Annotated in this window: 15 protein-coding genes; all 15 read left to right on the top strand. The window is 69.8% G+C overall.

The genetic code is table 11. The features are described from left to right. The first annotated feature begins 39 nt into the window (after nucleotides 1-39). The 15 genes from ACFQ7F_RS32265 (at nucleotide 40) to ACFQ7F_RS32195 (ending at nucleotide 18,785) form a co-directional block, all read left to right on the top strand. Complete coding sequence (locus ACFQ7F_RS32265; protein WP_383278094.1) at nucleotides 40-585, top strand: TIGR00730 family Rossman fold protein; 546 nt, start codon at nucleotides 40-42, stop codon at nucleotides 583-585. A 42-nt stretch (nucleotides 586-627) separates the two neighbouring features. Continuing rightward, nucleotides 628-1,317 carry an SDR family oxidoreductase gene (locus ACFQ7F_RS32260; RefSeq protein ID WP_383278091.1) on the top strand — a complete coding sequence of 230 codons (690 nt, stop codon included), beginning with the start codon at nucleotides 628-630 and terminating at the stop codon, nucleotides 1,315-1,317. 8 nt (nucleotides 1,318-1,325) lie between these two features. Continuing rightward, entirely contained in the window at nucleotides 1,326-2,324 is a 999-nt protein-coding gene (locus ACFQ7F_RS32255; protein ID WP_383278088.1) for a methionine synthase, read from the top strand. Between the two features lie 30 nt (nucleotides 2,325-2,354). Next, nucleotides 2,355-4,538 carry an NAD-dependent DNA ligase LigA gene (gene ligA, locus ACFQ7F_RS32250; RefSeq protein WP_383278085.1) on the top strand — a complete coding sequence of 728 codons (2,184 nt, stop codon included), beginning with the start codon at nucleotides 2,355-2,357 and terminating at the stop codon, nucleotides 4,536-4,538. Between the two features lie 249 nt (nucleotides 4,539-4,787). Next, on the top strand, nucleotides 4,788-7,187 hold the full coding sequence (locus tag ACFQ7F_RS32245; protein WP_383278082.1) for a putative bifunctional diguanylate cyclase/phosphodiesterase: 2,400 nt from the start codon (nucleotides 4,788-4,790) through the stop codon (nucleotides 7,185-7,187). A gap of 182 nt (nucleotides 7,188-7,369) precedes the next feature. After that, nucleotides 7,370-7,666, top strand: coding sequence for an Asp-tRNA(Asn)/Glu-tRNA(Gln) amidotransferase subunit GatC (gatC, locus tag ACFQ7F_RS32240; protein WP_016642027.1), 297 nt, complete (start codon nucleotides 7,370-7,372; stop codon nucleotides 7,664-7,666). Between the two features lie 6 nt (nucleotides 7,667-7,672). Beyond that, entirely contained in the window at nucleotides 7,673-9,178 is a 1,506-nt protein-coding gene (gene gatA, locus ACFQ7F_RS32235; RefSeq protein ID WP_383278079.1) for an Asp-tRNA(Asn)/Glu-tRNA(Gln) amidotransferase subunit GatA, read from the top strand. A 5-nt stretch (nucleotides 9,179-9,183) separates the two neighbouring features. Continuing rightward, nucleotides 9,184-9,417, top strand: coding sequence for a hypothetical protein (locus tag ACFQ7F_RS32230; protein WP_383278076.1), 234 nt, complete (start codon nucleotides 9,184-9,186; stop codon nucleotides 9,415-9,417). A 16-nt stretch (nucleotides 9,418-9,433) separates the two neighbouring features. After that, complete coding sequence (gatB, locus tag ACFQ7F_RS32225) at nucleotides 9,434-10,945, top strand: Asp-tRNA(Asn)/Glu-tRNA(Gln) amidotransferase subunit GatB (RefSeq protein ID WP_383278073.1); 1,512 nt, start codon at nucleotides 9,434-9,436, stop codon at nucleotides 10,943-10,945. Between the two features lie 230 nt (nucleotides 10,946-11,175). After that, nucleotides 11,176-12,426, top strand: coding sequence for an SLC13 family permease (locus ACFQ7F_RS32220; RefSeq protein WP_383278132.1), 1,251 nt, complete (start codon nucleotides 11,176-11,178; stop codon nucleotides 12,424-12,426). A 183-nt stretch (nucleotides 12,427-12,609) separates the two neighbouring features. Further along, a complete protein-coding gene (locus tag ACFQ7F_RS32215; RefSeq protein ID WP_383278070.1) occupies nucleotides 12,610-14,715 on the top strand; it encodes a phosphocholine-specific phospholipase C in 2,106 nt (701 codons plus the stop codon). 214 nt (nucleotides 14,716-14,929) lie between these two features. Next, nucleotides 14,930-17,173 carry an MMPL family transporter gene (locus ACFQ7F_RS32210; RefSeq protein ID WP_383278067.1) on the top strand — a complete coding sequence of 748 codons (2,244 nt, stop codon included), beginning with the start codon at nucleotides 14,930-14,932 and terminating at the stop codon, nucleotides 17,171-17,173. Continuing rightward, nucleotides 17,142-17,735 (top strand): GNAT family N-acetyltransferase, encoded by a 594-nt coding sequence (locus ACFQ7F_RS32205; protein WP_383278064.1) that lies wholly within the window; start codon nucleotides 17,142-17,144, stop codon nucleotides 17,733-17,735. The genes ACFQ7F_RS32210 and ACFQ7F_RS32205 overlap by 32 nt, the downstream gene beginning before the upstream one ends. A 35-nt stretch (nucleotides 17,736-17,770) precedes the next feature. Next, nucleotides 17,771-18,367, top strand: coding sequence for a hypothetical protein (locus ACFQ7F_RS32200; protein ID WP_383278061.1), 597 nt, complete (start codon nucleotides 17,771-17,773; stop codon nucleotides 18,365-18,367). 229 nt (nucleotides 18,368-18,596) lie between these two features. Next, nucleotides 18,597-18,785, top strand: a complete 189-nt coding sequence (locus tag ACFQ7F_RS32195; RefSeq protein WP_383278059.1) for a hypothetical protein — start codon at nucleotides 18,597-18,599, stop codon at nucleotides 18,783-18,785. Nucleotides 18,786-18,890: the final 105 nt, after the last annotated feature.

Genomic DNA, 18,890 nt, shown 5'->3' with positions numbered 1-18,890 from the left:
GTCTCCCACCCAGTCTGTGCCGGATCGTACGGTGAAGCCATGAACATCTGTGTCTTCCTCTCCGCGGCCGATCTCCCCGAGCGCTACACCCGCCCCGCGCGCGAATTCGCCGAGCTGCTCGGCAAGGGCGGCCACACCCTGGTGTGGGGTGGTTCGGAGAGCGGCCTGATGAAGGTCGTCGCCGATGGTGTGGAGGAGGCGGGCGGGCGCCTCGTCGGGGTCTCGGTCGGCTTCCTCGCCGCCAAGGCGCGGGCTGTCTCCGCGCCCGACGAGATGGTGATCGCCAAGGACCTCGCCGAGCGCAAGGCGCTGCTCCTGGAGAAGGCCGACGCCGTCGTGATCATGGTTGGCGGCACGGGCACGCTGGACGAGGCCACCGAGATCCTCGAACTGAAGAAGCACGGCAAGCACACCAAGCCGGTGGTCCTGCTCAACTCGGAGGGCTTCTACGACGGGTTGAAGGAGCAGTTCCAGCGCATGGAGGACGAGGGGTTCCTGCCGGTGCCGCTGACCGGTCTCGTCTTCTTCGCCGAGGAGGCGGTCGGCGCGCTCGCCTATCTGGAAGAGGCCATGGGCACCCAGTGACCGTGCGCTGACCTGCACCTGCCGGGGTGCGACGATGGACGCATGGCAACACATGTGATCACCGGGGCGGGCTCCGGCATCGGCGCGGCCGTCGCCCGTCGTCTCCACGCACGCGGCGACTCCCTCGTCCTGCACGCACGGGACGCGGGCCGCGCGAAGGAACTGGCCGCGCAATTCCCCGGGGCGGACACGCTCGTGGGCGACCTCTCCGACCCCGACAAGCTCTCCTGGGCGTTCGGCCACCAGTCGCTGCCCGACCGCGTCGACTCCCTGCTCCACATCGCGGGCGTCGTCGACCTGGGGCGCGTCGGTGACCTCACCCCCAAGTCCTGGCGCCACCAGCTCAACGTCAACCTCATCGCCCCCGCAGAGCTGACCCGTCACTTCCTGCCCCAACTCCGCGCAGCCCAGGGCCACGTGGTCTTCGTCAACTCGGGTGCGGGCCTGAGGGCCAGCCCCGAGTGGTCCGCCTACGCCGCCTCCAAGCACGGCCTCAAGGCCCTCGCCGACTCCCTGCGGGGCGAGGAGCACGCGAACGGCGTCCGCGTCACCTCCGTCTACCCGGGCCGCACGGCGAGCGCCATGCAGGCCAAGGTGCATCAGCAGGAGGGCAAGGAGTACGACCCCTCCCGCTTCATCGACCCTGAGTCGGTCGCCACGACGATCCTGATGGCCATCGACCTGCCGCGCGACGCGGAGGTCAACGATCTGACGGTGCGGCCCGGACAGTGAGCGAAACAGTGAGCGCGCACCGTTGGGGCCCGGCCACCGGCATCGGGTCCATGCCGGGCGGCGACGCCCGTGAGGCCGCGAAGACCGTCATCGGCAGCTTCGAGGATTTCCCGTATCTGGCGGAGCTGCCCGCGCGGGGGCCCGGCGCCGACATGATCGGGCGGACCGCCGGAATGCTGGTCGAGCTCTACGCGCGCGTGGAGCCGAGCGGCTGGCGGATCGGCGACCGCCCGGGGCGGGACACGCGCCGCGCGAAGGCGTGGCTCGGTGAGGACCTCGACGCCCTGGAGGAGTTCACCCAGGGGTACGAAGGTCCTGTCAAGGTGCAGGCCGTCGGGCCGTGGACCCTCGCCGCCGCCCTGGAGCTGAAGAACGGCCAGGTCGCTCTCTCCGACACCGGCGCCTGCCGGGACCTGGCAGGCTCGCTCGCCGAGGGCCTGCGTGCCCACCTCGCGGACGTACGCCGCCGGATCCCCGGTGGCCGGATCGTGCTCCAGCTCGACGAGCCCTCGCTCGTCGGCGTACTGCGCGGGCAGATCAAGACCGCGAGTGCGTACAGCACCCACCGCGCCGTGGACCGCCAGCTCGTGGAGAGCACCCTGCGGGACGTCATCGGCGTGCATGGTGACGGGCCTGCCGTCGTGCACTCCTGCGCGCCTGACGTTCCGTTCGCGCTCCTTCGCCGTGCGGGGGCCGACGCGATCTCGTTCGACTTCTCACTGCTCACCGAGCGTGACGACGAGGCGATCGGTGAGGCAGTCGAGGGCGGCACGAAGCTCTTCGCCGGTGTCGTGTCGGGCGTGGACAGCCCATTGTCAGACCCTGCCGGTAGCGTCATGGGTGTCAGGACGTTGTGGCGCAGGCTGGGGCTGAATCCGGGTTCTCTCGCGGAGTCGGTCGTGGTCACTCCGTCGTGCGGGCTCGCGGGGGCTTCCCCGGCGTACGCCCGCGCGGTGCTCGCCCACTGCGCCCGGGCGGCGAGATCACTCGCGGACAACCCTGAGTAATTGGGTATGACGTAACGGGAGGACGTAACGGTGGCTGTCGAACAGCAAGGCTCTGTGCCCGCCGAGGCACGGGATCAGCACGCCCAGCTGGCCGAACAGATCGAGGGGCACCGCTTCCGGTACTACGTGAACGACCAACCGGTCGTCAGCGACGCCGAGTTCGACAAGCTCCTTCGCTCGCTCGAAGCCCTGGAAGAGCAGTATTCGGAGCTGCGCACGCCCGACTCGCCCACCCAGAAGGTCTCCGGGGCGTACGAGACCGAGTTCACCTCGGTCCAGCACCGCGAGCGCATGCTCTCCCTGGACAACGCCTTCGACGACGAGGAGCTCGCCGCCTGGGCCGACCGCGTCGCCAAGGAGGTCGGCACCAGCGACCATCACTTCCTGTGCGAGCTGAAGGTCGACGGCCTCGCCGTGAACCTCACGTACGAGGACGGCAAGCTCACGCGCGCGGCCACCCGTGGCGACGGCCGCACCGGCGAGGACATCACACCGAACGTGCGCACCATCTCGGACATCCCGGACCGCCTCAAGGGTGACAACATCCCCACCCTGGTGGAGATCCGCGGCGAGGTCTTCTTCCCCATGGAGAAGTTCGAGGAGCTGAACGCCCGTCTGGTGGAGGCCGGTGACAAGCCCTTCGCCAACCCGCGCAACGCGGCGGCGGGTTCACTGCGCCAGAAGGACCCGCGCGTCACCGCCACGCGCCCGCTGCACATGGTGGTGCACGGCATCGGCGCCCGCGAGGGTTTCGACATCGACTGCCTCAGCCACGCCTATGAGCTCCTGCACGACTGGGGCCTGCCCACAGCCCAGCACAACAAGGTGGTCCAAGGGCTCGACGGCGTACGGGAGTTCATCACGTACTTCGGCGAGAACCGCCACTCCGTGGAGCACGAGATCGACGGCGTCGTCGTGAAGCTGGACGAGATCCCGCTCCAGGGGCGCCTCGGCTCGACCTCGCGGGCGCCGCGCTGGGCGATCGCCTGGAAGTACGCGCCCGAAGAGGTCAACACCAAGCTGGTCAACATCCGCGTGGGCGTCGGCCGCACCGGCCGCGTCACGCCGTACGCCCAGGTGGAGCCCGTCACCGTCGCGGGGTCCGAGGTCGAGTTCGCCACCCTGCACAACCAGGACGTGGTGAAGAAGAAGGGCGTCTTCATCGGCGACACGGTCGTCCTGCGCAAGGCGGGCGACGTCATCCCGGAGATCCTCGGCCCTGTCGTCGACCTGCGTGACGGCACCGAGCGGGAGTTCGTGATGCCCGCCGAGTGCCCCGAGTGCGGGACGGCGCTGCGGGCGATGAAGGAGGCCGACATCGACCTCCGTTGCCCCAACGCCCAGTCCTGCCCGGCCCAGTTGCGCGAGCGTCTGTTCTATCTCGCGGGCCGCAAGAGCCTGGACATCGAGAACTTCGGCTATGTCGCCGCGGCCGCGCTCACCAAGCCCCTCGAGCCGTCCGAGCCGCCGATTCTCGACGAGGGCGACATCTTCGACCTCACCATCGAGCGGCTCCTGCCCATCAAGGCGTACGTACTGGATCAGGACAGCGGTCTGCCCAAGCGGGACCCGAAGACGGGCGAGGAGAAGATCGCCACGATCTTCGCCAACCAGCAGGGCGAGGCGAGAAAGAACGCCGTGTCGATGCTGGAGAACATCGCGGCGGCCAAGGAGCGCCCGCTCGCTCGGATCATCACGGGCCTCTCCATCCGGCACGTGGGTCCGGTCGCCGCGGAGGCGCTCGCCCGTGAATTCCGGTCGGTCGAGCGCATCGAGCAGGCAACGGAGGAGGAGCTGGCCGCCGTCGAGGGCGTGGGCCCGACCATCGCCGCGTCCCTCAAGCAGTGGTTCGAGGAGGAGTGGCACCGGGAGATCCTGCGCAAGTGGCGCGCGGCCGGTGTCCGTATGGAGGAAGAGGGCGGGGGAGAGGACGAGGGGCCGCGACCGCTCGAAGGCCTCACGGTCGTGGTGACCGGAACGCTCGAGCACCACACGAGGGATGGCGCAAAAGATGCGTTGCAGAGCCGGGGCGCAAAGGTGACCGGTTCCGTTTCGAAGAAGACAGCTTTCGTCGTTGTGGGTGACAACCCTGGATCTAAATATGACAAGGCCATGCAGCTGAAGGTTCCGGTTCTGAACGAGGAAGGCTTCGCCGTCCTACTGGAACAGGGACCGGACGCGGCGGCGGAAGTTGCGCTTCCGACCGAGGAGTAGCGGTTGAAGGCCACCCGTTCAGCGCATACCAGATGCATACGGGTGGCCGGGTCGCATTCGGGCAACCGTTGTGGACCGCTGCCCGTAGAAGCCTTCTGCGGCCTACTGTTGAGATGTGCGCCTGCCGTGCCCCGCTGCGATTGGGGTATCCCCTGCTCATCGGGAGCACGGGGGAGGAGTTCCAGACGCGGCTGACTTCTGGACCGAGTCCGCGTGGCGTGGGCACCGCCGGCTGTGAGAGGGACGGGAATGGAACCGACCGAGAGCGCCGCACCGGACGCCCGGCTGCGCGCGCGCCTGCGGCGCGGACCGGGCGCGTGGCTCAGCGGACGCAGAGCGGCACGGGAAGCACGCGAGGCACGCGAGGCCGAGAGCAGGCTTCCCGCCGCCCCGAGCACCGCAGTTGAGCGACGCGAACGCGCATGGAGCACCGTCGGCGGGTACGGCACACAGGAGCTCGGCGTGGGCGAGGCATCGGGCAGCAGGGACGCGGCAGCACCCCGTTCCGCCCAGAGCGGCACCGACGCACGGCGCAGGACGCTCTGGCGCGGCTCGGAGGCGCACGGCGCGGACGACGCGTCCGGCGAGCGCGACCCTTGGCCAGTGCTTCCGGTTGCCGTAGTGGCGCTCGCCGCGGTGGTGCTCGGCACAGGCTTCTTCCACGCGTTCACCGGACGCGACGCACTGTTCCCCTCCGGCACGGTCGGCTGGTCCCTCGCCGTCCTCACGGGCCTCATCGTCGGCCACCTCGTCGCGCTCGGCCGCGACCGCTGGTGGGGCGGCACAGGATCGGGCGGCGCACTCACCGTCGCCGTCCTCCTGCTGTACGGCTGGGTGCCCGCCGGAATGGTCAGCCTCACCGTCGTCGTCCTGGTCGGCGTCGCGCGCCGCCACCGCTGGCGCCAGGGCATCCTGCACGGCGCCGTCGACATCCTCGGCATCGGCGCGGGCGCGCTCGCCATGGCCGCGTTCGGCACGGCGCCATCGGCGCAGTCGCCCTGGCTGCCCGAGACCTGGGACCTGTACTCGGCCCCCGAGGTGGCGCTCGCCGCCCTCGCCTACCTCGTCGTCACCCGCGTCCTGCTCTGGTACGTCCACGCGCCGCGCACCGGCGCCCTGCCCACGGTCACCCGCACGGCCCTGGTCAGACAGAGTCTCGTCGCCGTCGCGCTGCTCGGCATCGCCCCGCTGATCTGCGTGGTCGCGGCCTCGACCCCGGTCCTGCTCCCGCTCTTCGCGATCCCTCTCGTCGCGCTCGACTCGACGCTGTGGATCGCGCGGGCCAGGGCCGAGGAGCAGCTGCAGGACCCGCTCACAGGGCTGCCCAACCGGCAGTGGCTGCTTGAGCGGACCTGGACGGCTCTGGACGATGCCGAGCGGATCGGGGCGCGGTCCGCCCTGATGCTGATCGACATGGACCGCTTCCGTTCGGTCAACGACACCCTCGGCCATCTCGCGGGCGACCGTCTTCTCCTGCAGATCGCCGACCGGCTGAGGCTCGCCCTGCCGCGCGGTGCGGAGGCCGCACGGCTCGGCGGTGACGAGTTCGCCGTCCTCCTTCCGGTCACCGACTCCACGACGTCGGCCACCCGCGTGGCGCGGTCGCTGGTCGCCGCCCTCGGCTCTCCCTTGGACCTCGACGGCCTGACGCTTGTCCTGGAGGCCAGCGCCGGGCTCGCCGTCTTCCCCGACCACGCGATGGACGCGGAAGGCCTGCTGCGGCGGGCGGACGTCGCGATGTACCAGGCGAAGCGGGACCGCACGGGCGTCGAGGTGTACGAGTCCAAGCGGGACTCCAACACCCCGGACCGGCTCGGCCTGTTGGGCGATCTGCGCCGCGCCCTCGACGCGGGTGACGTCGAGCTCCACTACCAGCCGAAGGTCCAGTTCGACGGCCGCGTCGCGGGGCTCGAGGCGCTGGTGCGGTGGGTGCATCCCGAGCGCGGGAAGGTGCCGCCGGACGAGTTCATCGCCATAGCCGAATCGTCAGGGCTCATGCCGCACCTGACGGAGTACGTCCTGGAGACCGCCCTCGGCCAGGTGGCGAAGTGGCAGGCGATGGGCCTCAAGGTCCCGGTCGCGGTGAACGTGTCGCCGCGCGACGTCCACACCCCCGGCTTCGCGGGCGCCGTCGCGGCGCGCCTCGCACGGCACGGGGTCCCCCCGGGGGCGCTGCAACTGGAGATAACGGAGCACGTGCTCCTGGAGGACCCGCAGCGGGCCGCCGACACCTTGGCGGGCCTGACGGGACACGGGGTCAAGATGTCGCTCGACGACTTCGGCACGGGGTACTCGTCCCTGGTGCATCTGCGACGCCTTCCGGTGAGCGAGCTGAAGATCGACCGGTCCTTCGTGGCGAGACTCGCGGTGGACAACGAAGACGCGGAGATCGTCCGCTGCACCGTCGACCTCGCGCACTCCCTGGGGCTGCTCGTCGTCGCCGAAGGCGTCGAGGACGACGAGACGTGGGAGCGGTTGCGCGATCTGGGGTGCGACGCGGTGCAGGGATGGCTCGTCGCCGCGGCGATGCCGCCTGACGAGACCACCGCCTGGCTGCGGGCGCGGGGCTCGCGCGGATGGCGCAGGCCGGTGGACATCGCGGCGGAGGAGCAGGCGGCCGCGGAGGCTCGGGCGGACGTGGCCAAGTAGCCGCGGGGAAGTAGCCCCCGGGAAGTAGCTGCGGGGAATCGGACGGGGGCCCATCGGGACCCCGCCGGGCCCCTACCAGGACCGGCGTGGAAGCCCCCGGGGGAATCCGTTTCACGTGTACGGGGTGTGGCCCCATAGGATTGGGGCCACAAACCACACACTCACCCCCAGAGGATCGCCGCATGCCTGGCATTACGCGCGAGGAGGTCGCCCACCTCGCCCGCCTTGCACGTCTGGAGCTGAAGGACGAAGAGCTCGACCACTTCGCCGGACAGCTCGACGACATCATCGGCGCGGTCGCCCGCGTCTCCGAGGTCGCCGACCAAGACGTACCGCCGACCTCCCACCCGCTGCCGCTGACGAACGTCATGCGCGCGGACGAGGTCCGTCCGTCGCTCACCCCCGAGCAGGCGCTCTCCGGAGCCCCGGCACAAGAGCAGCAGCGTTTCAAGGTGCCGCAGATCCTGGGGGAGGACTAACCCACCATGACGGACAGCAAGATCGACATCATCAGGCTCACCGCCGCCGACATCGCCGCCAAGGTCGCCTCCGGCGAGCTCACGGCAGTCGAGGTCACCGAGGCCCACCTCGCCCGTATCGAGGCCGTCGACGAGAAGGTGCACGCCTTCCTGCACGTCGACCGCGAGGGTGCCCTCGCGCAGGCCCGCGCCGTCGACGCCAAGCGGGAGAAGGGCGAGAAGCTCGGCCCGCTGGCCGGCGTCCCGCTCGCGCTCAAGGACATCTTCACCACCGAGGGCATTCCGACCACGGTCGGTTCCAAGATCCTCGAGGGCTGGATCCCGCCGTACGACGCGACCGTCACGCGCAAGCTGAAGGAAGCCGACGTCGTCATCCTCGGCAAGACCAACATGGACGAGTTCGCCATGGGGTCATCCACCGAGAACAGCGCGTACGGCCCCACCGGCAACCCGTGGGACCTCACCCGCATCCCCGGCGGCTCCGGCGGCGGCTCCAGCGCCGCCATCGCGTCGTACGAGGCCCCCCTCGCCATCGGCACGGACACCGGCGGCTCCATCCGCCAGCCCGCGTCCGTCACCGGCACGGTCGGCGTCAAGCCGACCTACGGCGGCGTGTCGCGCTACGGCATGGTGGCGTTCTCGTCATCCCTCGACCAGGGCGGCCCCTGTGCCCGTACGGTCCTGGACGCCGCGCTCCTGCACGAGGTCATCGGCGGCCACGACGAGCTCGACTCGACGTCCATCGACGCCCCGGTCCCGCCGGTCGTCGATGCGGCCCGCAACGGCTCCGTACGGGGCATGCGCGTCGGCGTCGTCAAGCAGTTCGCCGGTGAGGGCTACCAGGCAGGCGTCGTCCAGCGCTTCCAGGAGTCCGTGGCGCTGCTCAAGGAGCTCGGCGCCGAGATCGTCGAGCTGGACTGCCCGTCCTTCGACCTGGCGCTCTCCGCGTACTACCTGATCGCGCCCTCCGAGTGCTCGTCGAACCTCGCGCGCTTCGACGCCATGCGTTACGGCCTGCGCGTCGGCGACGACGGCACGAGGTCCGCCGAGGACGTCACCGCGCTCACCCGCGAGGCCGGCTTCGGCGACGAGGTCAAGCGCCGCATCATCCTGGGCACGTACGCACTGAGCTCCGGCTACTACGACGCGTACTACGGAAGCGCCCAGAAGGTCCGCACCCTGATCACGCAGGACTTCGAGAAGTCCTTCGAGCAGGTCGACGTGATCGTCTCGCCCGCGACGCCGACCACCGCCTTCCCGATCGGCGAGCGCGCCGACGACCCGATGGCGATGTACCTCGCGGACGTGTGCACCATCCCGTCGAACATGGCGGGCAACGCCGCCATGTCGCTGCCCTGCGGCCTCGCGCCGGAGGACGGCCTGCCCGTCGGGCTGCAGATCATCGCCCCCGCCATGAAGGACGACCGCCTTTACAAGGTGGGCGCTGCCGTAGAGGCCGCCTTCGTGGAAAGGTGGGGTCACCCGCTGCTTGAGGAGGCACCGTCACTGTGAGTCCCATGACTGCCAAGGCCCAGGGCTTCAAGAAGTCCAAGCCCGGCGCGTACCTGTCGATCGCCACGACCGCCTTCGGCGCGATCTCCGTCGTCAAGCAGGCCCGCACGGCCCGCAAGGACAACGACACGCTCCGGCTCGTCGACGCCGCTGTCTCCGCCGCCGCCATCGCCACCGGCCTCGCTCTGCTCTTTCGTGAGCTGAAGAAGCTCGGCGACGACGACGTCCTGCTGGGTTGAGAGGGAAAGTTTCACCGTGACTGTCACGACTGACCTGGTGTCGTACGAGGATGCCCTCGCGACGTACGACCCCGTCATGGGCCTTGAGGTCCATGTCGAGCTGGGCACCAAGACGAAGATGTTCTGCGGCTGCTCCACCGAGCTCAAGCAGGACGCCAACAGCCAGACCTGCCCGACCTGTCTCGGACTGCCCGGCGCGCTGCCGGTCGTCAACGAGATCGGCGTCGAGTCCGCCATCAAGATCGGTCTCGCGCTGAACTGCGAGATCGCCGAGTGGTGCCGCTTCGCCCGGAAGAACTACTTCTATCCGGACATGCCGAAGAACTTCCAGACCTCTCAGTACGACGAGCCGATCGCCTTCAACGGCTATCTGGACGTACAGCTGGAGGACGGCGAGATCTTCCGCGTGCAGATCGAGCGCGCCCACATGGAGGAGGACACCGGCAAGTCCACACACGTGGGTGGCGCGACGGGCCGTATCCACGGCGCGTCGCACTCGCTCCTTGACTACAACCGCGCCGGTATCCCGCTCATCGAGATCGTCACCAAGCCGATCGAGGGCGCGGGCGAGCGGGCTCCCGAGGTCGCCAAGGCGTACGTCGCCGAGCTGCGCGAGGTCATCAAGGCCCTCGACGTGTCCGAGGCCCGGATGGACAAGGGCCAGATGCGCTGCGACGTGAACCTGTCCCTGCGCCCGCACGGGCGCGAGGAGTTCGGTACGCGCTCGGAGACGAAGAACGTCAACTCGCTCCGTTCCGTGGAGCGTGCGGCGCGCTTCGAGATCCAGCGCCATGCCGCGGTCCTTAACGCGGGCGGAACGATCATCCAGGAGACCCGTCACTTCCACGAGGAGGACGGCTCCACGACGTCGGGCCGCATCAAGGACAACGCCGAGGACTACCGGTACTTCCCGGAGCCCGACCTCGTCCCGGTGGCCCCGGCCCGTGCGTGGGTCGAGGAGCTGCGCTCCGGTCTCCCGGAGATGCCGCGCGTGCGCCGCAACCGCCTCCGCGAGGAGTGGGGTGTCACGGAGCACGACATGCAGTCGATCCTGAACGCGGGTGCGGTCGACCCGATCGTCGCCACGATCGAGGCGGGCGCCGACTCGACTGCCGCGCGCAAGTGGTGGATGGGTGAACTGGCCCGCGGCGCCAACGAGTCGGGCAAGGCCCTCGACGAGCTGCCGGTCACCCCGCAGCAGGTCGCACGGGTCGCCGAGCTCGTCGCCAAGGGCGACCTGAACGACAAGCTGGCCCGTCAGGTCTTCGTGGGCGTCCTGGCCGGTGAAGGTACGCCGGACGAGGTCGTCGAGAAGCGCGGCCTGAAGGTCGTATCCGACGAGGGCGCCCTGACGACCGCCGTGGACGAGGCGATCGCGGGCAACCCCGCCATCGCCGACAAGATCCGCAGCGGCAAGGTCGCGGCGGCCGGTGCGCTGGTCGGCGCGGTCATGAAGGCGACCCGGGGCCAGGCCGACGCGGCCCGCGTCAAGGAACTGATCCTGGAGAAGCTGGGCGTGGAGGGGTAACGGCTGCGCTGGGCTGGAGCAGTGTCCTGGTTGTAGCCGGGGCGCTTTCCGGACCGCCCGCTTCGCGGCGGATTTTTCCCGCCCACCCACCCGATTGCCCCGAGTCGTCGGGCGGGTGGGCGGGAAAGATCCGCGTGCCGCGTGCCGCCACGTTGCGTCGCGCCCCCTCTTACTCTGGGAACGTCCGTCCCCGCTGAACCACCGCCCCACCCGGGCCACGGAGCGTCCCCCTGAACACCGTCACCGCCGAGATCCTCTCCGTCGGTCTGCTGCTCGCCGTGCTCGCGTTTGCCGTCATACGGCCCAAGAAGTGGCCCGAGGCCGCCGCCGCGCTGCCCGCCGCCGGGCTTGTCGTGGTGCTCGGGGCCGTTTCGCCGCGGGACGCGCTCGCGCAGGTCGAGAGCCTGTTGCCGGTGGTGGGGTTCCTCGCCGCCGTGCTCGTGCTCGCGCAGCTCTGCGCGGATGACGGGCTTTTCGCAGCCGCCGGGGATCTCGTCGCCCGGCTCTGCGGCGGACGGACCAAGACGCTGCTCGGCGGGGTCTTCGGCGTCGCCGCCGTGATCACCGCCGTACTGAGCCTGGACGCCACCGTCGTTCTGCTCACCCCGGTCGTCTTCGCCACCGCGGCCCGCGTCGGGGCAAGGCCGCGGCCGCACGTCTACGCCACCGCCCACCTGGCCAACTCGGCGTCGCTCCTGCTGCCCGTCTCCAACCTCACCAACCTCCTCGCCCTCACCGCCAGCGGGCTCACGTTCACGCGGTTCGCCCTGCTCATGGCGTTGCCGTGGCTGGTTGCCATCGGCATCGAGTACGTGGCGTTCCGGCGGTACTTCGCGGCCGATCTGGCCGCGGGCGCCCTGGAGCCCAAGGAGACCGAGCCGACCCCCGTGCCGGTGTTCACCCTGGTCGTCCTCGGGCTCACGCTCGCCGGGTTCGTCGTCACCTCGTTCGTGGGCCTCGAACCCCTGTGGGCCGCCCTCGCGGGAGCGGCCGTGCTCGCGGGCCGTGCGCTGCTGCGCCGACGTACGACAGCCCCCGCACTCGTCCGCTCGGCGAACCCCCTGTTCTGCCTGTTCGTGCTCGCGCTCGGCATCGTCGTCAAGGCGGTCGTCGACAACGGCCTGGGCTCCGGGATCGAGTGGCTCCTGCCGGACGGCGCCTCGCTGCCCGCGCTCCTCGCCGTGGCGGCCGTCGCCGCCGTACTCGCCAACCTGATCAACAACCTGCCCGCGATTCTCGCTCTCCTGCCCGCCGTCGCCCCCGCCGGTCCCGGGCCCGTCCTCGCCGCGCTCATCGGCGTCAACATCGGCCCGAACCTGACGTACGTCGGCTCGCTCGCCACGCTGCTGTGGCGCCGCATCCTGCATGATCACGGCACCGATGCCGAGCTGCGGACGTTCACCCTGCTCGGCGCCCTGACCGTGCCCCTCATCCTCGCGGCGTCGACCGTCGCGCTCTGGGCGGGGCTGCTGATCGGCTGACCAAGTCTGATCGGCTGACCAGGTCTGATCGGCTGACCGAGTCCCGACGTACACACTCGCGCGCGTCCGTTCACGCCGACTTCGTCCCCAAGTCTTCACAGGGAAACCAGACTTCACTACCGTCCCGGCCGAGCAGGCTAATGGATCAGCAGAGAACCATTGGCCGTCGACTGGAGGTCGTACGTGTCCCCGGAGATATCTCGCAGGCGGCTGATGGCAGTTGGCGGAGGCGTACTCGGCGCCGCCGCCGTCGGATCCTTCCTGCCGCCGTCACTGCAGCAGGCGCTGGCACAGGACCGGCACAAACCCGGCAGCGGCGGGCTCGACTCGATCGAGCACGTCGTCATCCTCATGCAGGAGAACAGGTCCTTCGACCACTACTTCGGCGCCCTGCGCGGCGTACGCGGCTTCGGTGACCGCAACGCCGTCCGCCTCCCGAGCGGCAAGTCCGTGTTCGAGCAGCCGGGCGTGCTGAGTACCGTCCTGCCCTTCCCCGTCCGCGAGGCCGCGGCGGCGCAGAAGAAGGACCTGCAGTACATCGGCGCCCTCGACCACTCCTGGAGCGGCGGCGCCAAGGCCTGGCACGACGGCTGGACGGACGGCTGGATCACCGCCAAGACCGCGGCGACCATGGCGTATTACACGCGTGAAGACATTCCGCTGCACTACGAACTCGCCGACACCTTCACCGTCTGCGACGCCTACCACTCGTCCATCCACACCTCCACGAGCCCCAACCGCAACCACCTGTGGAGCGGGAAGACGGGCTACGAGGCGAACGGCAAGCGAGCCGTCGGGAACGACGCGTACGACGAGGGCAAGCACCCCGGATACGACTGGGGGACGTACGCCGAGCGCCTGGAGAAGGCGGGCGTGAGCTGGCAGACGTACACGGAGTGGGAGAACTTCACCGACAACCAGATCGAGTTCTTCACCACCTTCAAGGCCATCGCCCGCAAGGTCCTCGCCAAGACCGGCCTGACCTTCATGGAGGCCTTCTACGCCAAGGTCCGTGACGCCAAGGACGACGCCGAGCGCGAGAAGCTGCTCGCGACCCTGGAGGAGGGCGTCGCCACCCTCACCAAGGCGGAGAAGTCGCTCTTCGAGCGCGCCCTGCGCCGCGTGCCGACCGGCAAGCTCGCGGAGGAGTTCGCCAAGGACGTCGCGGGCGGCAAGCTGGCCAAGGTCAGCTATCTGGTGCCGTCCGCCCTGGACTCGGAGCACCCCAGCGTCTCCTCGCCGATCCACAGCGCGACCATCGTCTACAAGGTCCTGGACGCCCTCGCCTCGCACCCCGAGGTCTGGCGCCGCACCGCCGTCTTCATCAACTACGACGAGAACGACGGCTTCTTCGACCACGTCCCGCCGCCCGTCCCCGGCGGTGACAGCGCCGAGGAGCAGGAGGAGCGCTGGGAGGGGAAGCCGACCGGCCTCGGCGTGCGCGTTCCCATGCTCGTCGTCTCACCCTGGACCGTCGGCGGCTACGTCACATCCGAAGTCTTCGACCACACCTCCGTCGTGCGCTTTCTGGAGAAGTGGACCGGCGTGCGGGAACCCAACATCAGCGCCTGGCGACGCAAGGTCACCGGCGACCTCACCGGCGCCTTCGACTTCAAGCGCGGCCACCGGCAGCCCGAGGTCGAACAGCCCGGCGCCATCCCGGCGTTCAGCGGCCGCTGGTCCCCGCAGCCGCCCCTGAAGCAGTCCATGCCGGTCCAGGAGCCCGGCACCCGCCGCGCCCGCCCGCTGCCCTACCAGCCCGACGCGTACGTGAAGCCGGGCGAGAGCGGTGCTCTCTCGGTGCGGCTGCGCAATGGTGGCCGCTCCAGTGCGCACTTCGCGCTCTATCCGTACGCCGATGAGTTCACGGTGCCGCAGCACCAGGACGTAGTGCGAGAGGGCTCCTGGACGGTTCCGGTGTCCAAGGACGCGTACGCCTTCACGATCACGGGGCCGAACGGCTTCCGGCGCGAGTTCGCGGGCGGCAAGGACGGCAAGGCACAGCTCGCCTCCGCGATCACCCGGCGCGAGCTCCATGTGACGCTGGCCAACCGGGGCCGCAAGGAGCTCGTCTTCACGGTCGAGCCGGTCGGATACGTGGACGAGGACGACGTCAGGAGGCGGACGCGGGTCGTCCGCGTCAAGGCGGGCAGCAGCCGCACGATCGCCTGGCACACGGGTGAAGAACACGGCTGGTACGACATTCAGGCCACGGCGGCGGGCGAACCTGCTTTCCGGCGCCGTCTGATGGGGCACATAGAGAACGGACGCGCGAGCGTGTCGGGCTGAATCCCCATTTCTCAGGGTGTGCGAGGTCCCGATGGGGCCTCGCACACTCTTTTGTGAACTTGTGAGGAAAGCCACGAACGGGACCAACGATCTCCGGGTGCTGTCAAAGTACGTCTGGCGCCCAAGTCGCCTCTCATACGTTCTTTGCGGGCTGTTCAGTTCATTCAAGACTGTTCCCGATAAAGATCCACAAACCAGTACAGGGAGCCAGTCGGTGGCAGTACTCGCACGGTGGTGTGTGAAGCACCGACTCCTGGCAGTACTGCTCTGGCTCCTCGCCCTCGGCGGCGCCGCGAGCGCCGCGGCCCTCACCGGATCCGCCTACTCGAACGACTACGAGGTGCCGGGCACCGAGTCGGGCAGTGCGACCCAGCTCCTGAATGAAGGCTTCGAAGGCCTCGGCGGCGACAGCAACACCGTCGTCTGGCGGACCGAGGCGGGTACGACGGTGCGCGCGGCCGACGTCGAGCAGACGATGACCAGCACGCTCGACACCATCGAGGGCATGCCCGCGGTGGCCTCCGTCAGCAGTCCGTACGCGAAGCACGGTGCCGCACAGATCAGCGACGACGCGCGCATCGCGTACGCGACCGTCACCTTCCACGAGCAGGCCGACGCCATCGACAAGGCGGACGCACAGGCCCTCGTCGACACCGCGAAGGCCGTGGGGTCGGACAGCCTGGACGTCCAGCTCGGCGGCAGCGCCGTCGGCCTCACCGAGTCCAAGAGCGCGCAGACCGCCGAGATCGTCGGGGTCGCCGTCGCCGCCGTCGTGCTCTTCCTCGCCTTCGGCTCGCTCGCCGCCTCCGTGCTGCCCATCGCCACGGCCCTCGTGTCGGTCGGTACGGCGTACGCGGGCATCGTGCTGCTCGGGCACGTCATGACCGTCGCTGACTTCGCCCCGATGCTGGGCACCCTGATCGGGCTCGGCGTCGGCATCGACTACGCGCTGTTCATCGTGACCAGACACCGCAAGGGCCTCAAGCAGGGCCTCCCGGTGGCCGTCGCCGCGGAACGCGCCGTCACCACCACCGGGCGCGCGGTCGTCTTCGCGGGCGCCACCGTGTGCATCGCGCTGCTCGGCATGCTCATCCTGCGCCTCAGCTTCCTCAACGGCGTCGCGATCGCGGGCTCGCTGACCGTGCTCCTCACGGTCGCCGCGTCGGTGACCCTGCTCCCCGCGCTCCTGTCCTGGATCGGCCCGCGCGCGCTCAGCCGCCGCGAACGGCGTGCTCTCGCCGAGCACGGCCCGGCCCCGGAGCTGCCCACCGGGCTCGCCGCCCGCTGGTCCGCCTTCGTGGAGCGCCACCCCAAGCTGCTCGGCGGCGTCGCCGTCGCCGTGATGGCGCTGCTCGCCCTGCCCACGCTCTCCCTGCACCTGGGCACATCCGACCAGGGCAACAATCCGGCGTCGGCCACCACCCGGCAGGCCTACGACCTCCTCGCCCACGGCTTCGGCCCCGGCGTGAACGGCCCGCTCACGCTCGTCACCGACGTCGAGGGGGCGGGCGACCGGCTGGCCCTCTCCAACCTCGGCTCCACGCTCGAATCGACCAAGGGCGTCGCCTCCGTCAGCCCCGTCACGTACGACGCCGACGGCACGGCCGCCTACGTCACCGTCGTACCGGACTCGTCACCGCAGTCCGAGCGGACCAACGACCTCGTCGACCGGCTGCGCGACGACGTGCTCCCCAGGGCCGAGGCCGACACCACGCTCGACCTGCGGGTCGGCGGCGTCACGGCGAGCTACGACGACTTCGCGGAGATCATCGTCGGCAAGCTGCCCCTCTTCGTGGGCGTGGTCATCGGCCTCGGCTGTGTCCTGCTGCTCCTCGCCTTCCGGTCCATCGGCATCCCCCTGAAGGCCGCGGTGATGAACGTGGCGGCGGTGGCGTCGGCCTTCGGGGTCGTGGTCGCGATCTTCCAGTGGGGCTGGGGGAGCGAGCTGCTCGGCCTCGGATCGGCCGGGCCGATCGAACCCTTCCTGCCCGTGATCATGGTGTCCGTCCTCTTCGGGCTCTCCATGGACTACCAGGTCTTCCTGGTCAGCCGGATGTACGAGGAGTGGCTGGAGACCGGTGACAACCGGCGGGCCGTGCGGGTCGGCCTCGCCGAGACGAGCCGCGTGATCAATTCCGCGGCCGTGATCATGATTTCGGTCTTCCTCGCCTTCGTCCTGAGCGGCGACCGGGTCATCGCGATGTTCGGCATCGGCCTCGCGGCTGCGGTCGCGCTCGACGCGTTCGTCCTGCGTACGTTGCTGGTGCCGGCGCTCATGCACATGCTGGGCGGCGCCAACTGGTGGCTGCCGCGCGGCCTCGACCGCTGGCTGCCGCGCATCAGCATCGAGCCGCCGGAAAGTCGTTCGAGCAAAGCCGTTCCTGGTGCGAGGATCCCTGTAATGCCGGACGGGACGAAGGAGCGGGATGTTCGCGATATCGCTGGGCGAGGGCGCTGAGCTGAGGCCCATCGAGCCGTGGCAGGCACAGGAGTTCCTCGCGCACATCGAGCGGGCGCGCGACTACACGGCGCCGTGGGTGCCCCTGACCACGCTGGTGACGGACCTGGAATCGGCTCGCGAGCGCCTCCAGGCGTACGCCGACAAGAAGGCCGCCGACACGGGGCACCTCTGCGGCATCTGGCTGAAGGACACGCTCGTCGGCGGAATCTTCTTCCGGATCTTCGACACGGCCACCGAGAGCTGCGAGCTCGGCGTCTGGCTGGAGCCTTCCGCCGCCGGGCACGGCCTGATCACCAGGGCGAGCCGGGTCTTCATCGACTGGGCGGTGGATGTGCGCGGCATGCACCGCGTGGAGTGGGTGGTCTCCTCGGCGAACGGCCGCAGTATCGCGGTGGCCGAGCGGCTCGGGATGACCAGGGACGGCGTGCTGCGGGAGAGCTTCCCCTGGCAGGGGGTGCGGCACGACATGGAGGTGTGGTCGGTGCTCGCGCCACAGTGGCGCAAGGCGCGCGAGACGGTGGATTCCGGGGGCTCGACCGGTGGGGAAGCGGCTCGTTAAGAAACCTCTCAGACTCCGTCCGTACGGTGCGGAGCATGGGAACTAAGACAGAGGACGAGACCGCGGCCGAGGCGGCCGCGAAGCCCGCAAAGCCCGCAGAGTCGGAGGCTGCGGACGCCGTGGAGACCACCAAGGCGGAGAAGGCCGACACGACTGAGGACGCCGTCGAGGTCGACGACGCCGCCGACGACGATGCCGATGAGCTCGTCGTGGTCGAAGAGGTCGCTCCGGCCAAGTCCGGTGGCGTGTTCCAGGGTGCCGCGGCCGTCGTCTCCGCCGCCCTCGGTGTGATCGGCCTCTCCGGTGGCTGGCTCGGCACGGTCGCCGCGGCGCGCTCCAACATCGTCGGTCAGCTCGAGACCAAGCAGTCGGCGAGCGTCGCCGACCAGATCCAGGCCCTGTACGGGGACTCCTGGCAGGTCACGGCGCTGATCGCCGGGTCCTTCGCGCTCGTCGCGCTGGTCGTCGGGTTCGTCGTCCTGGTCAGGCCCGCGTTCGGCGCGCCCGGCCAGGTACAGGCGCCGTGGATCAAGTCGGTTGCCTGGGCGGGTGTCGTCCTGGGCGTCATCGGCCTGCTGCTTGCCATCGCCAAGTACTCGGACCTGATCTACGGGCTGCCGTCGACGAGTTAATGGCACGTAGGCAATGGCACGTGAGGTAGCGGGGGTCCTTAGGCGCGTAGGCAGGACCTAAGGTCCCCGCCCACCCTCCTAAGGCCCCCCACCCCCTCAAGATGCGGCACTCTCCCGATGTGCCGACCCTCCCTGGCAGACGAAAGTAGAGGCATCGCAAGACGGGATCCGCGAACAGCGGATCACGGACCGCGAAGCCGAAACCCACGTCAGTAGCCAGGGAGTTCTCATGTTCGAGTACGAAATGCACCAGCTGCGCGCCGCGGACCTCGCCCGCGAGGCCGACCGCCGCCGCCTCCTGCGCCAGGCCCGTGAGGCCAAGGCGGCCCGCCGCGCCGAGCGCCGTTCGGCCCGCCACGGCACCGAGGGGCGGGTGAGGAGGGTCCAGCGGAAGATCAGCTTCACCCGGGCCGCCTGATGGAGGCGCAGGCGCCCACCACAGCGCCTGCTGAAGCGGCCGTCGAAGCGCCTGCTGAAGCCCTCGGGATATCCGCTGCCGTGAGCATCGCACCCTGTGCGATGC

Source organism: Streptomyces sp. NPDC056486, from assembly GCF_042795295.1.
Lineage (GTDB): Bacteria > Actinomycetota > Actinomycetes > Streptomycetales > Streptomycetaceae > Streptomyces.
This window is presented reverse-complemented; position numbering and strand designations above follow the sequence as displayed.

Bases quoted from the DNA above. Each gene is read 5' to 3' on its own strand.
- gatC (WP_016642027.1), top strand. From the start codon at position 7,370: ATGCCTGGCATTACGCGCGAGGAGGTCGCCCACCTCGCCCGCCTTGCA.
- ACFQ7F_RS32245 (WP_383278082.1), top strand. From the start codon at position 4,788: ATGGAACCGACCGAGAGCGCCGCACCGGACGCCCGGCTGCGCGCGCGC.
- ACFQ7F_RS32230 (WP_383278076.1), top strand. From the start codon at position 9,184: ATGACTGCCAAGGCCCAGGGCTTCAAGAAGTCCAAGCCCGGCGCGTAC.
- ACFQ7F_RS32260 (WP_383278091.1), top strand. From the start codon at position 628: ATGGCAACACATGTGATCACCGGGGCGGGCTCCGGCATCGGCGCGGCC.
- ACFQ7F_RS32200 (WP_383278061.1), top strand. From the start codon at position 17,771: ATGGGAACTAAGACAGAGGACGAGACCGCGGCCGAGGCGGCCGCGAAG.
- ACFQ7F_RS32195 (WP_383278059.1), top strand. From the start codon at position 18,597: ATGTTCGAGTACGAAATGCACCAGCTGCGCGCCGCGGACCTCGCCCGC.
- ACFQ7F_RS32205 (WP_383278064.1), top strand. From the start codon at position 17,142: ATGTTCGCGATATCGCTGGGCGAGGGCGCTGAGCTGAGGCCCATCGAG.
- ACFQ7F_RS32265 (WP_383278094.1), top strand. From the start codon at position 40: ATGAACATCTGTGTCTTCCTCTCCGCGGCCGATCTCCCCGAGCGCTAC.
- gatA (WP_383278079.1), top strand. From the start codon at position 7,673: ATGACGGACAGCAAGATCGACATCATCAGGCTCACCGCCGCCGACATC.